Source organism: Flavobacterium sp. (genome assembly GCF_029242675.1).
Lineage (GTDB): Bacteria > Bacteroidota > Bacteroidia > Flavobacteriales > Flavobacteriaceae > Flavobacterium.
On the sequence record NZ_JAQWTM010000097.1, the window covers coordinates 1 to 14,732 of the forward strand.

Consider the following 14,732-nt stretch of genomic DNA (forward strand, 5'->3'; position numbering starts at 1 on the left):
CGATAGAATTGCTGTTTTATAGCCGTAGTATTTTAAGGCACGCATCAAGCGATGTGCTCCCTTAGTTATAGGCAAGTTTATTGCCACATTCTGAAGTACCTCTTCGCTCAAACCTTCTAGTAAGGCCATGCGCTGTTTGAAACTTTCATTAAAATCAAGTTCACCATTCATTGCCGCCTCGGTAATGGCACGAACCGGTTCCCCCACTCCTGCTAAATCCGCCAATTCGTCAATTACCTCAGTTTGGATTAAAGTAGAATCCATATCAAAGCAAACCAAGCGGCGGTTTCGGCGGTAGATATTGTCCTCTTGGAACGAAATATCAACATCTAGCGTTCTTGATATTTCCATGAAGCTAGCGGTCATATTCGCTTTGTCCTCTATAATTCCTGAAACCGATAATTGCACGCAAGAACGAGGATTATCCTCCTCAATTATTATGGATGCACGACTCGTAAGCCTTTTGATTGAATCAATATTTAAATGCTGGTCTGACATTATTTTCGTTACGGCAGCTAATTGCTTTGCAGCTAATTTTTCGCCTAGAATATTAATAATGTAGCGTTGTTTAGACTGTGTTTGTACCCAACCTTCGTAATCATCAATAGAAATAGGAACAAACTTTACTTTAATTCCTAGTTCATAACCTTTAAACAATAGATCTTTAAGAACAGGAGCAGCAGTAGAACCCGCTTCTATTTGGAACAAAATCCCTAAAGAAAGTGTTTCATGAATATCAGCCTGACCTATGTCTAAAACAATAGCATTGTAATTGGCTAAAACTGCAGTTAGTCCCGCTGTAACACCGGGCTTGTCTTGTCCAGAAACTTTTAATAAAATAATCTCTTTGTCTTCTATTGCCATGACCTAATGAATTGATTGTTCAACAAAAATCGGTAATCTAAGGGGGATAAAAAAAGGAACCACCTACTTTTATCAAACAATAACAAATACTGTAATTTACCCATAAAAAAACCTGTCCAAATCAATGAACAGGTTGTTATTTTTGAGAAAAATGCAATGGTTACGATGCTATTTCCAATCTTTTCAATAGATTTTTATTTAAAGTTTCTTGTGCATATTCTGCGTCAATCACTAAAGTTTTATCATCTGAACTAGGTAATTCGTACATGGCATCCGTTAAAATTGCCTCGCATAACGAACGCAATCCACGTGCTCCTAACTTGTATTCTAATGCTTTATCAACAATAAAATCCAAAGCCTCATCTGTAATGGTAAATTCGACTTCGTCCATTAAGAATAATTTTTGGTATTGCTTAATCAAAGCATTCTTTGGAGTAGTCAAGATCGAACGCAATGTTTCTCTATCTAACGGATCCATATGTGTCAATACTGGCAAACGACCAATAATCTCTGGAATCAATCCAAAATCCTTGATGTCTTTAGGAATAATATACTGTAACAAGTTGTCTTTATCGATATTGTCCGCTGTTTTAGAAGTCGAATATCCAACAGCTTGGCGGTTCAAACGTTTCGAAATGATTCTTTCGATTCCGTCAAAAGCACCACCAGCGATAAACAAAATGTTTTGGGTATTTACTTCAACAAATTTTTGGTCTGGATGCTTACGACCTCCTTTTGGTGGTACGTTTACTACTGTTCCTTCTAGTAGTTTTAGCAATGCTTGTTGCACCCCTTCACCTGATACGTCACGTGTAATCGATGGATTGTCGCTCTTACGAGCAATTTTATCAATTTCGTCGATAAATACGATTCCGCGTTCCGCTTTGGCTACATCATAATCAGCGGCTTGAAGCAAACGAGTTAAAATACTTTCCACATCTTCACCTACGTAACCAGCCTCTGTTAATACCGTAGCATCAACGATCGCCAAGGGAACATCTAACATTTTAGCAATGGTTTTAGCTACTAATGTTTTTCCGGTTCCGGTTTGACCCACCATGATGATGTTACTTTTTTCAATCTCTACCTCATCGTCTTGCTGCTGTTGCATTAAACGTTTGTAGTGATTGTAAACAGCAACCGACATTACTTTTTTAGTTTGATCTTGACCAATAACGTATTGATCTAGAAAAGCTCTAATTTCTTTTGGCTTTTGCAAAATCAAATCACCTACAAGATTAGCACCACCTGATGATTTTAGTTCTTCTAAAACGATTCCGTGTGCTTGCTCGATACATTTATCACAAATGTGCGCATCGATTCCTGCTATTAATAAATTCGTTTCTGGCTTTTTTCTACCACAAAACGAACATTCTAATTTTTCTTTAGCCATTCTATATAGTCTAAAGTCATAAAGTCATAAGGTCGAAAGTTCACAGCATTGCTTTTGACTTTCGACCTTCGACTTTCGACTGTATTTTTATCCTCTTCTTAAAACCTCATCAATCATTCCGTACTCTTTAGCTTCATCCGCTTTCATCCAGTAATCGCGCTCACTGTCTTTGTGCACTTTATCAAACGCTTGTCCTGAGTGGTGTGAAATGATGTTGTACAATTCATCTTTCAATTTCAACATTTCTCTTAAGTTGATTTCCATATCAGTAGCAACACCTTGTGCTCCTCCTGATGGTTGGTGAATCATTACTCTTGAGTGTGGCAATGCCGAACGTTTTCCTTCAGCTCCTGCACACAACAATACCGCTCCCATAGAAGCAGCCATTCCCGTACATATTGTAGCCACATCAGGCTTGATGTATTGCATCGTGTCATAAATTCCAAGACCTGCATAAACGCTTCCTCCTGGAGAGTTCAAGTAAATTTGGATATCCTTAGAAGCATCTGCGCTTTCTAGGAATAATAATTGTGCTTGAACGATGTTTGCAATTTGGTCATCGATTCCTGTTCCTAGAAAAATAATTCTATCCATCATTAGTCTAGAAAAAACATCTAGTTGAGAAATATTCAACTGACGTTCTTCAATAATATAAGGAGTCATATTAGTAGGATTCATTGCCGCAACGATTTTATCGTAATACATGGCATTTACTCCTTGGTGCTTTGTCGCAAACTTTTTAAATTCTTTTCCGTAGTTCATGTGTATGTGTTCTAAATTACTTTATCTCTAAATTGTTGTATCGGTATTGCAAAGGTCGTTCCCCTTTACAAATCGTGTCATTATGTCTTATTTCTAGCCCAGACAGCAGCGAAAAGCTTTTTGAAATCTTGTCTCATTTTTTCTTGCATGAAAAGAGCGACCAGCGGAAGCTCCTTTTCTTGCTTAGAAAAAAGAGAACAAGAGGAGAAAACTTGCAGCGTATGGCTGGATTAGCTCCTGAATTAAAAAAATAAAAGAGCGTCAAAAATAAATTTCTGACGCTCAAATATAACCATTTTTTATTGTTTACTCTTGGTAATCAAATCATAAAATTTTACTAATCTAAGGCCGTTGTGGGACTTTTGACTTTCGAATTTATCAATTGAAAGACTAAATTTATTCTCCGTAAGACGCAGCGATAAATTCGTCGTAAGTAACTTCTTTAGTTGTTGGGTTTGCTTTTTCTTTAAACAATTCCAATAATTTCTCAGCAACTACTTGGTCTGAAAGTCTTTTTACTTCGTCTTGGTTAGACAATACACGAGCTACAATTCCTTGAACTTCTTCGTCCGTAGGATTTGTTTGTCCGAATTGTGCCATTTGCTGACGGATGTTTTTAGTTGTGAATGTTTTTAAGTCTTCAAAAGTGATTTTGATGTCAGACTGAGCCATAGCTCTACCTTCGATCAATTGAAAACGCAATCCTTTTTCAGAACGAGCATATTCAACTTCAGCCTCCTCAGGAGATAATTTTTTCTCTCCAACAGTTTGCAACCATTTTTTCAAGAACTCAGCTGGCAAATCAAATTTGGTGCTTTCGATCAAGAAATCAGTAACATCAGCTAATAATTTTTGGTCTGCTTGAGCAGCAAATTGAGACGCAGCATCCTCTTTAATTTTTGCTTTCAATTCGTCAAGTGTAGCTACATTTCCTGCACCAAACAATTTATCAAACAATTCTTGGTTCAATTCAGCAGGTTGAGCCGTGTTGATTGCTTCGATTGTAAAAGTAACATCTACTTCTAAACCGTGAACATCATCGTGGGCTACTTTCATAACGTCCATTAATTGGTGGTCGTCTTCGAATAAACCTTTAGTATTTACAGTAACTACATCACCTACTTTTTTACCGATGAATAAATCAAAAGTCGCTTTGTCTTTAAAAAGATCAGCAGCGATAGTAGTTGCGTTGTTAATTCCTTTTTCTTCGTTAGCGAAAGTTCCAGTAACGTCAGAGTCAGCAGCAACCACGTCTTGTGGAATTGCAGTACCAAATTGTTTTTGGATACGTGCTACTTGACCGTCGATTAATTTATCATCAGCAGTAACAACATATTTTACGATATCGTTTTTAGCCTCTAAGTCTAATGTAAAGTCAGGAACTAAACCAATTTCGTACTCAAAAGTCAACTCCTCAGCATCCCAGTCAAAATTTTCGTTTACTTTAGGAAGCGGAGTTCCAAGAAGATTCAATCTTTCAGACTGAATGAAACGCTCTAAAGCCAAATCAACTACTTTTTTAACCTCTTCTTCTTTAATCCCACGACCGTATTGTTTTGCAACAAGATCCTTAGGAACTTGTCCTTTTCTGAATCCTTTTACAGTTGCCAATGGCATTTTTTCGTTTATTCTTTTTGCTACTTGACCTTTGTAATCCATGTGAACCACTGTCATTACAATCGTCTCGTTTACAGCGTCTATTGCTACTCTTTTAATATCCATCTTCTTCTTTAATTTACATTATAATTTCGGATGGCAAAATTATAAAATTTTTCGAAGCCAACCAAGCTTTTTAGCAGCGAACCTTGAGCGGCGTTTTCAACTGATTTTTAACCAAATAAACGGGAGTTAGTGTGGTTGTTTTTGGGCGTGCCTCACCTCCGCTTCGCTGCAGTGCGTCAGGCTGTTCGTTACAATCTTTTATTTGCTGCGCTACATAAAAGGATTTTCACTGCCATCCTTCACGCGAGACTTGGAGTAGAAATGATGAATTATTTGGCCTGATTTTTAATTAAAAGTTCGGATTTGTAATTTGATCATACAAATCAATTTCATGAACTCTCGTAAGTAGGATGGCGCACGTTCTTCGCAATGAGCACAAACGAAAGTCTTTGCGCGGGACGAAGCAAACTCAAAACACATATATTGTAACACTTAATTTCAAGCTGTTGTACGACAATTGGAAATCCTACGCTGCCTTTGTTTGCTCTCGTGAGTAGGATTGCTTCGTTCCTCGCAATGAACATTGAATAAGCCACAAACCACTATAATAACGCTTCGACTAGTTGTCAAATCGAGCGGAGTCGAGATCGAGTTAACGCTTACCAAGATCAAGAATTCACTAGATTTATCGTTAAATTTTATATCTTCGGTAAACATAAAATAGCAGGCTACCCGTTTTTATAATGAACTAACATATAGCTTGTTACAGTATAAATCACAAACTAGAATTAACCAAATATGTTTTTAATCGACAAACCATTTGTTTCTGATTTTCTTATTGACACCATCAGAAGTAATAATTATAAAATAATCGCAACAAAAGTAGCTCGAGAATTGATCCAGGATGATACTTTGAATTGGGTTAGTGAAGAGGAAGCCATCGCAATATTAAGGGAGAATCCAGAAATTTCTATTTATAGCAATTCAGAAAACGCATTGGCCTGGATTGATTTAAACCATGGCGAGAGTGAATTATCCAGTCAGTTGAGGATTTTAAAAGACAAAGTACAGTTTAGAGAAATTAGTAAAGACTTATTTCCAGACTTTTATTTCAAACAAATACGTATTGACGAAATCCAACAATTAGGTGCTGATGAAATCCGTTTCCCTTTTGTCATCAAGCCTGCTGTGGGTTTCTTTAGTATAGGTGTCTATATCGTAGAAAATGAAAAAGATTGGTTAAAAGCGAAGAGTGAGTTACAACCAGAAAAACTTAAAAGTATTTTTCCCGAAAATGTATTAAACACGAGTACTTTTATTATCGAGGAATTTATTCAAGGAGAGGAATATGCTATCGATTACTATTATGATCGTGATGGGAATGCTATTCTGTTAAACGTATTACATCACCTTTTTTCATCTGGCACTGATACAAGTGATCGGGTTTATTCTACATCAAAACAAATAATTGAAAAGTATAAGATTGAGCTTGAGATTTTTTTAACTAAAATTGGGAAAGCCTTACATTTAAAAAACTTTCCTGCTCATGCAGAAGTACGAATAGATCAGCACGGCAAAATCATTCCTATTGAAATCAACCCTTTACGTTTTGGGGGATTTTGCACGACCGCAGATCTTTTGGGAGTAACGGTAGGTTTTAACGAATACCAATGCTTTTATGAAAACAAAAAGCCAGATTGGGAAACTATATTTAAAGGAAAAGAAAACAAAATATTTAGTGTGGTAATCTTGGATAATAATTCCGGTATACTGCCTTCGGATATTTTAGAATTTAAGTATTCTGACCTAGCAAATGATTTTGAAAAACCGGTATTGATTAGAGAATTAGACATCAACAATTATCCTGTATTCGGGTTTGCCTTTGTTGAAAGTACAGCATCTAATAAAAAAGAATTAATGGATATCCTTACCTCTGATCTAAGAAAATATATAGTTTCAAAATAATGAGTATAGTAAGGGAGTAGCAAGAGATAAACTAATTACAAAAACATTCTCAACTCTAATTCCAGTTTTATGTTACAGCTTTGTAAAACAATAATAAGTAAATTATTAATTTAATAAAACATTAAAAAAATGAAAATCATAAAGAAAGTTTTAATTGGATTGGTAATCATAATAGCCTTGCCATTGGTTGTAGCGCTTTTTGTAAAAAAAGATTACGAAGTACAAAAAGAAGTGCTGATTAATAAAGACAAACAAGAAGTTTTTAATTATCTAAAATTATTAAAAAACCAAGATAATTATAGTAAATGGTTTACTATTGACCCAAATATGAAGAAATCTTATAAAGGAACAGACGGCACAGTTGGTTTTGTTTCTCATTGGGAAAGCGATACTGCCGAAGTGGGTTGGGGAGAACAAGAAATCAAAAAAATTACCGAAGGAGAGCGCATTGATTTTGAATTGCGTTTCATTAAGCCTTTTGAAGCCACTGAACCTGCTTTCATGACTACCGAAAGTGTTGGAGAAAATCAAACTAAAGTTACATGGGGCTTTAGCGGGCATATGGCCTATCCTATGAATTTGATGCTTCTATTTATGGATATGGAAAAAATGATTGGAGATGATTTAAATGCAGGTTTAACAAAATTAAAAACTGAACTGGAAAAGTAATGAATGTAATAGCTGACAACATCCCCGCCTATATCGAAAAACTTCCTGAACAACGCAAACAGCCTATTTACAAATTGTTGTTAGCAGTAAGAAATAATATCCCAAAAGGGTTTCAAGAAACAATTAGCTATGGAATGATCGGTTTTGTTGTCCCTCATTCCATTTATCCAAGTGGATATCATTGCGACCCAAAACTGCCTTTACCCTTCATCAATATCGCATCACAAAAGAATTTTATTGCTATATATCATGCCGGTATTTATGCCAATCCTGAATTATTAGAATGGTTTACAAAGGAATATCCTAATCACTGCAAAACAAAATTAGATATGGGTAAAAGCTGTATTCGATTCAAAAAAATGGATGATATTCCGTACGAACTTATAGCCGAACTCTCAAAAAAAATAACTGTTACTGACTGGATTGAATCCTATGAGCTGCATTTTAAAAAAACGGAACTAAAAAAGAAAAACACCCCTTGATGAAGCCTTTAAAAACAAGGGAGATTTAAATCAATAGAGTGACCACCAACGACCTTAAAACAGATTACTTATTAACGCACAACCTCCAAAAAATAGACTAAATATCAAATAGTTGAAATTAGTTGTTGTGCTTTGAAAAATGAATAATCTACCGCAATTTTAGATGTAAAATCATTTAAATTCACTAATCAAACTGACATTTTTTCTATCTATTTCTGACAAATTTTCATTTTAAATAAGTTAAAACCCCAATGGCATAAAACTTGTTTTTTGTTTCTACAGTTATCGAAATCATTATTAATCTTTAATTTTTTTATTATGACACTCGTAAAAAGAAACAGAAATTTGCTAAACCAAATGCCGGTATTTTTTGACGATTTATTCAATCGTGATTTACACAATTGGGGAAATGAAAATTTTTCAGAGACCAATACTTCCGTTCCTGCCGTTAACATAAAAGAAACTGCGGAAAACTATGAAGTTGAAGTGGCAGCACCAGGAATGGATAAAAAAGACTTTAAGGTTGAACTTAATGGGAATTCATTGATAATCAGTTCTGAAAAAAGTACCGTAAATGAGGAAAATGAAAGTAGTCGCTATTCTCGTAAAGAGTTTAGCTATCAGTCTTTTCAAAGAACATTCACTTTGCAGAAAGAAGTCATGGATATTGACAAAATTGAAGCAAAATACGAAAACGGATTATTACAACTCCTTATTCCTAAAAAAGAGGAAGCAAAACAAAAGCCCCCAAGGCTAATTGAAATCTTATAATTAAAGAGTTGCAGTAATTAAAGAGTTGCCTTAATTAAAAAAGGCAACTCTTTTTGTTTTCTTTAGTACTGTTTTGACTTTGCTCTTTCTAACATCTGAACTACATTTTACAAATCCTTGCCTTAATAGTGTAATTTTACTCTATATTTGAACACAAAAAACCTACAAAAAACAAAATGAAGACAGTTACTAAAATGTGCTTAGGAGTTTTAATTTCCTTATTATTTATCGGTTGCAACTCTAGCGACTGCAATAAAGAAATAGTAATCGAGGAAAGAACAATTTTAACTCCCTCAGGAAGTTCTTATATCCCTTCTTACCAACTTACGGTTCCTTGTGATTATGTTATTCCGCCGCTAGAAGAGCAAGTAAGACTAAAAGAGTTTAGTTACGAAGTGGTACAATTTGTTTTTACACCTGATACGGGACGAAATACAGCAAGACTCCAATACCAAATTAAGTTAAACAACTTGAGTAACCAGCAAGTAAAAGGTTTTCCAATCCTTACCACTGATGCGGATGGAATTGTAGTGGCTGGAGGATACCGTTCTACTTCGTGCGAACAACTAGAGGCCAACAGCAGCTGTATTGTTACTTATGATAAAGAATTTGCTATCAATGTAAATGTTGGCTTTACGAAGTCTGTGAAACTAGTAAAAGTGGAGTATTATATTACCAAGTAATCGCTTTGAATCTCAAAAAAAAATAAGAGTATAAAAAAGAGGGGAAATACAAATGTATTTCCCCTCTTCACTACTTAAAAATAATAAAAAAACTTAATTGGTAATAGTAATTACACCTGTCATCGGGCTGTGAAATTCACAATTGTAATACAGTGTATTAGGCGCGCTCATTGGAACTGTAAAGGTAATTGACCCTGTGATAGCACCATTATTTGTAACACCCGTATTGTATTTATTTGCTGATCCTGTTCCTTGCACAGTATTAATTAAGAAAGGGTGGCCTGGTGTGTTTACGTTAAACGTGTAGGTTCCTCCTCTTTTAAAAGTAAGATTAGGGTTATTAGAGTTAGTAAATCCTTCTCCATTAAAAATATAAGAAGCTGACCCACTATTAGTTACTGTATATGTTTTCGTCTCAACTGAACTGAAACTTGCTCCAATGTTACCTTGAGCTAAAATAGTTCCCATAACAGCATCACTTAAATGAACATTAACGTAAGCAGCTTTCGTCAGCAATTGAGAATAAGTTACAGAAGCTCCTCCTACTAGAGTGGCTATTTGCGTTTTGCTTATTCCAGTATCTCCACTTACTGCAGTCAATCCTGCGATAATGTTTCCTGAGGTAGCCACATTATTTTCATGCATGTGTGCCGGATGAATTCCTCCTGCTGTTGTTCCTACAAGTTTGATAGTTACAAGAGTCGATTGGTTAACACGCTCGGCTAATTCAACTGTTCCACTAACTCCAGCCACATCTTTACCTGCTAATGCGTAGCTAGTTTTTCTTCCTGTTAATTCATTTTGACCTATATCTCCCTGAGCAACAAGCGTTGCTAGGTTTGTCGCGCTTAAATGAAAGTTAATATATCCGTTGTAAGCCACTAGCTGATCGTATCCGAAAGTAGTTCCACTATCTAACTTCGAAATATTAGTTGTACTAACTCCTGTATCACCATTCACTGGGTTGAATGTAAAAACAATTCCACCACCTTGAGCCGCAGTATTTGCATGTATGTGTCCAGGATGCATGGCTCCTGCCGTAGTATTGTTCAATTTCACAATTGATAATGCTTCACCATTTACCCTCTTAAAAAAGGTGGCTGTTCCAGATATGTTAGGCACAGCAACACTACCCAATGCATAAACCTTGGATGTTGCAGTAAGCTCATTTTGTCCAATATCCCCTTGCGCAACAAGAGTACTCAAATTAGTAGCACTCAAGTGTACGTTAATATAACCATCAAAATTTAACAGTTGCTGATAGGTTATTGCAGTACCATTATCTAATGCTTTAAAAGTTGTAGTACTTTTTCCAGTTGCACCATCGACAGCTTTTAGAGTCAAGGCAATATCGCCACCCTCTGCAGCAGTATTGAAATGGATGTGAGCGGGATGACTACTTCCTGCAGTCGTGTTTTTTAAGCTTAACTCTATGCTTAATGTTGCATCGCTTTTTTCTACTACGGTTGCAGTACCTGAAATACCAGCTGTACCAACAGTACCTAATACAAATACTTTTGAATTAACAACTGTAGCGGCAGGCACGTCATCTTTAGTACAACTACTAAAACCTAGCAATAATGCTAGTGACATAGGTAATAAAATTCTTTTTAAATTATTCATTTGTTTAACTTTTATGGGGTTATATTAAACAAACTTACGGCTTTAAATGTGGAATTCCAAAATAAAACAGCTTAAATATTGAAATTAATTTACAGATTATCAATTATTTACAAAAAAAAAGACCCTAAAAAGCACTTATTATCTAAAAATGCCGTGCCGAAATTCGTTTAACAAATTCAAAAATAAACTAAGCTATTTATATCTGAATACTATATAAAAAAGACCCGATTCACTCCAATTATAGCTCTACTGTTACTTGAACACTAAATTTAGTGATCGGACAAGATCATTAATTAACACCCGTTTATCAACAAAAAGCGCGAGCAACGAAAGAACAATTAGTCGAGTCGTTCTGTATCTAAACCTAATTATCGTAAATTGCACCCGATTTAAAAATGCTATCATGACAAACAATTTATTACCCTATATACAAGACGTTTTAAGCAATATGCCAGCTGGCTGGTTGAGTACAACAACACATCGCCTAGATATTTATGAAGAGAAGTTAGCCAAAACGCAGTTCTTAGATCAATTCGAAGCGTTGTACAACCTAAATAATGCGACTACGGAAGCCTTAGATAAATTATCAACTGCATACGATTACATTCGACTGGGACATCCTTTGTCTTGCGTTTTAGAGTGGGCTATCGCTAAACAAAACAACCTAAAAGCAGATAATGTGATTAGTTTTGCATCAAAAACTACTCCTATACTAGCCGTTTTAAGAAAAAACAGTTTAGACAACAACGCAACCAAAATCTATCACATAGGGACATTGCCAACTCATTTTGATACTGAAATTATTAAATACATTTACGGTTACTCCTTTGACCTACAGCAAATAAAGGATAGTAGCATGATTCCGTCTTCGGATGCTAGTACGATTTTAATCACATCTGAGGAGAATGTGGGCAAGATTGTTATTCCAGCCTATGTTGATTTCCATATTAGTCTTCACGGAGAACTAGGAAGTGTTTTAGTGGTAAATGGAGCTGAAAACGAAAATTATGTTGCAGCAATTCAACACGTTAGACGCAGAGAAACGGTTGCTATGACTCCAGCTGACTCTCTAATTGCCTTACAATCGCTTGTTTCGCAAAAAGCGGTTATAATAGTCGAAAGTAATGTACAAGCTGATAAAAAAGCCGTTTTAAAAGTTATCCAAAACATAACAAATACGACTATTACGCCACTTGTAGCATCTAGCGGATTATCTATTCAGTACGCTATCATGATGGGATTAGTTCATGATGCTGCTATCAATCACCCTAACAAAGCTATCAAAATTATTGTACCTCCTAATTGTTATGGTGGAACAAACGATCAGGCACGACGTGTTGCTGAATGCTTGTCAAATGTCGAAATTATAGACCTTCTTGTGGATGGCGATAACGATATGGTACAAAGTATTGATACCGTACTGGCACAAATCGCTCTTGAAGATGCCGTTCCTTATATCATTGCTGAGATTCCAACCAACCCAAGAGTAGAAGTTCCTAACCTTATCGATTTAAAAAATGCATTAAGCCAAGAACGTAAAACAGCATCTGGAAGTAGCGCTATTGACCCTGTTTTTATACTAGACCAAACTTTTTGTCCTAATGTTCATTTTCTAGGTGAAGAAGATATCCTTGCAACCGTAAGAACGATTTCCTTTGCTAGCGGATCTAAATTCCCAAGTGGCGGAAAATGTACCGCTGGTTATTGTGTTGGAAATGAAAAAACAACGGCTTTAATGGATAAAATCGCTTTACACTTAGCCCTTTGTGACAACGAAGCGACCGACTTGCAATATGCTATTTTAGCGGAGCAATTACCATCCATGAATCAGAGAATTGCTGGCGCGTATGTAAACACACGTGACTTTGTAAATTTTATTACTAAGGAATTGCCTGCTGCTAAAATCAACTTTGTATCCGAAGTACTAGCGAGCCAAGGTTTTACTCCTTCTGTTTTTTCATTAGACTTACCAACCAAAGGAAATACTCCTGAAGAAAAAGAAGCGCATAAGCGAGAACTAAACCTAAAGTTGATCAACTTAATGATTACGAAGATACCTAACGAGAGTAAATTTTGCGTAAGCTATGGTCAACTAAAAGGATGTTATTGGACAATTCCAGCAACCTCAACACAAGGAACGACTAAGGAAGGCGACAAAGATTATATTGTACGTGCTTCCCTATCTCCCAACTTGGACTTGGATCTACACAAGCAAGTGTTTTTAGAATTTGTTAAAAGTATCTAAGGCAAGTATTTATTAACTTGTAATTATTGCTTTTTTATTCTGAACATCATAAATACAATAACACCATAATAACTACAATTATTATGGTGTTTTTTATGCTAGGTATTTTGTATTTTGCAACAGCATTATTTTCAATAAACATAAAATGAATTCCAATCATAAGGACGTTATAATTATAGGAGCTGGTTTATCAGGTATCGGTGCCGCTTGCCATTTGTCTCGCAAAAACCCGAATAAAAGTTATTTAATTCTGGAGGCACGCACCGAAGTGGGCGGAACCTGGAGTTTATTTCAATATCCTGGCATTCGATCTGATTCGGATATGTACACCTTTGGTTATTCCTTCAAAACTTGGGAAGACAAGAATTCATTTGCTCAGGGCGCAACTATTTTAAATTACATCAACGAAGCTGCTGATGAATATAAAGTTAGAGAACATATTAGGTACCAACAAAAGGCGGTTACTTTTAATTTTAATACTCATGCAAAACTTTGGACCATCAGCACCATTAACCCGGTTACTAACGAAAAGTCGCTTTATACCTGTCAGTTTCTTTTTAGTTGCAGCGGTTATTATAATTACACTAAAGGCTACACACCCGAATTTAAAGATCAGTCACTATTTAATGGTCCGATAATTCATCCGCAGCAATGGCCTAGTGATATGGCTGTAGCCAATAAAAAAATTGTCGTTATTGGTAGTGGTGCTACCGCGGTAACAATTGTTCCGGAACTCGCAGCAGAAGCGGAAAAGGTGACCATGTTGCAACGTTCTCCAACGTATATTGCTGCCTTGCCTAATCATGATAAAATGGCAGCTAAACTAAAACGCTGGTTTCCTAAAAAAATGGCTTACAAATTGATTCGATACAAAAACATTTTGTACACGATCGTTTTTTATAATCTGTGCCAATACTTTCCTGAGAAGATGAAAAATTTTATCATCAATGGAGCTAAAAAAGGTTTGGGTGATTTTCCTGTTGACCCGCATTTTATTCCAAATTACAACCCTTGGGAACAGCGTTTTTGTATTGCTCCCAATGGCGATTTTTTTAGAGCCATCAGAAAAGGAAAAGCAGCTGTGGTTACAAACCACATTGATCGCTTTGTACCCAACGGAATTGTTTTACAGTCAGGAGAAACACTTGAAGCAGATATTATCATTACGGCAACAGGACTCGATCTCGTTGCTTTTGGAGGAGTGCAATTTCAAATTGATTCAAAACCCTTTGATGTTTCAAAGTCATTTGTGTACAAAGGATTAATGTTAAGCGACTTGCCTAACTTCTTTATTTTTGTTGGTTACACGAATGCATCCTGGACTTTAAAAAGTGACCTGACTAGTGAATATATTTCAAGAGCACTTCATTATTTAGACAAACACCATTACAAAGCCATGAAGGTACAGGTGATTGAAACCAATTTGCAACCTATCCCTTTATTGAACCTCAACTCCGGCTATATTACTAGAGCAGCCAAAACTTTGCCTAGTCAAGGAAACAAAGCACCTTGGCGCATGTATCAAAATTATATTTTAGACTATAAAATGCTGCGTATTGACGCTATTAATGACAAACGAATTACCTTTTCTTAACCATAGGTAACTTCAGCTT

The 14,732-nt window shown here is 35.9% G+C and carries 12 protein-coding genes; 7 read left to right on the forward strand and 5 right to left on the reverse strand.

What is annotated here, in order from left to right:
* From P8M54_RS03865 to P8M54_RS03880, 4 genes are all read right to left on the reverse strand, one after another.
* Nucleotides 1-864 (reverse strand): HAD-IB family phosphatase (locus P8M54_RS03865; RefSeq protein ID WP_300285423.1); only part of this gene is annotated, 864 nt, incomplete at its 3' end.
* A 160-nt stretch (nt 865-1,024) separates the two neighbouring features.
* Nucleotides 1,025-2,257, reverse strand: a complete 1,233-nt coding sequence (gene clpX / locus P8M54_RS03870; RefSeq protein ID WP_300285425.1) for an ATP-dependent Clp protease ATP-binding subunit ClpX — start codon at nt 2,255-2,257, stop codon at nt 1,025-1,027.
* Between the two features lie 87 nt (nt 2,258-2,344).
* Nucleotides 2,345-3,019: an ATP-dependent Clp endopeptidase proteolytic subunit ClpP gene (gene clpP / locus P8M54_RS03875; RefSeq protein ID WP_300285427.1), complete on the reverse strand. Its 675-nt coding sequence runs from the start codon at nt 3,017-3,019 to the stop codon at nt 2,345-2,347.
* A 396-nt stretch (nt 3,020-3,415) separates the two neighbouring features.
* A complete protein-coding gene (locus tag P8M54_RS03880; RefSeq protein WP_300285429.1) occupies nt 3,416-4,741 on the reverse strand; it encodes a trigger factor in 1,326 nt (441 codons plus the stop codon).
* A 738-nt stretch (nt 4,742-5,479) separates the two neighbouring features.
* Between P8M54_RS03880 and P8M54_RS03885 the strand changes: the two genes are divergently transcribed.
* The 5 genes from P8M54_RS03885 (at nt 5,480) to P8M54_RS03905 (ending at nt 9,251) form a co-directional block, all read left to right on the forward strand.
* Nucleotides 5,480-6,646, forward strand: coding sequence for an ATP-grasp domain-containing protein (locus tag P8M54_RS03885; RefSeq protein ID WP_300285431.1), 1,167 nt, complete (start codon nt 5,480-5,482; stop codon nt 6,644-6,646).
* 129 nt (nt 6,647-6,775) lie between these two features.
* On the forward strand, nt 6,776-7,315 hold the full coding sequence (locus tag P8M54_RS03890) for an SRPBCC family protein (RefSeq protein ID WP_300285433.1): 540 nt from the start codon (nt 6,776-6,778) through the stop codon (nt 7,313-7,315).
* Nucleotides 7,315-7,797, forward strand: coding sequence for a DUF1801 domain-containing protein (locus tag P8M54_RS03895; protein ID WP_300285434.1), 483 nt, complete (start codon nt 7,315-7,317; stop codon nt 7,795-7,797). Before P8M54_RS03890 ends, P8M54_RS03895 begins: the two co-directional genes overlap by 1 nt.
* Nucleotides 7,798-8,115: 318 nt before the next feature.
* On the forward strand, nt 8,116-8,568 hold the full coding sequence (locus tag P8M54_RS03900) for an Hsp20/alpha crystallin family protein (RefSeq protein WP_300285437.1): 453 nt from the start codon (nt 8,116-8,118) through the stop codon (nt 8,566-8,568).
* Nucleotides 8,569-8,744: 176 nt separating this feature from the next.
* Nucleotides 8,745-9,251, forward strand: coding sequence for a hypothetical protein (locus tag P8M54_RS03905; RefSeq protein WP_300285439.1), 507 nt, complete (start codon nt 8,745-8,747; stop codon nt 9,249-9,251).
* A 93-nt stretch (nt 9,252-9,344) separates the two neighbouring features.
* On the opposite strand, the gene P8M54_RS03910 is transcribed toward P8M54_RS03905, so the two are convergent.
* Nucleotides 9,345-10,874 carry a CHRD domain-containing protein gene (locus tag P8M54_RS03910; protein WP_300285441.1) on the reverse strand — a complete coding sequence of 510 codons (1,530 nt, stop codon included), beginning with the start codon at nt 10,872-10,874 and terminating at the stop codon, nt 9,345-9,347.
* Nucleotides 10,875-11,277: 403 nt separating this feature from the next.
* On the opposite strand from P8M54_RS03910, the gene P8M54_RS03915 reads away from it, so the two are divergent.
* Nucleotides 11,278-13,119 carry a cystathionine beta-synthase gene (locus tag P8M54_RS03915; RefSeq protein ID WP_300285442.1) on the forward strand — a complete coding sequence of 614 codons (1,842 nt, stop codon included), beginning with the start codon at nt 11,278-11,280 and terminating at the stop codon, nt 13,117-13,119.
* A 145-nt stretch (nt 13,120-13,264) separates the two neighbouring features.
* Nucleotides 13,265-14,713 carry an NAD(P)/FAD-dependent oxidoreductase gene (locus P8M54_RS03920; RefSeq protein WP_300285444.1) on the forward strand — a complete coding sequence of 483 codons (1,449 nt, stop codon included), beginning with the start codon at nt 13,265-13,267 and terminating at the stop codon, nt 14,711-14,713.
* Nucleotides 14,714-14,732 lie beyond the last annotated feature (19 nt).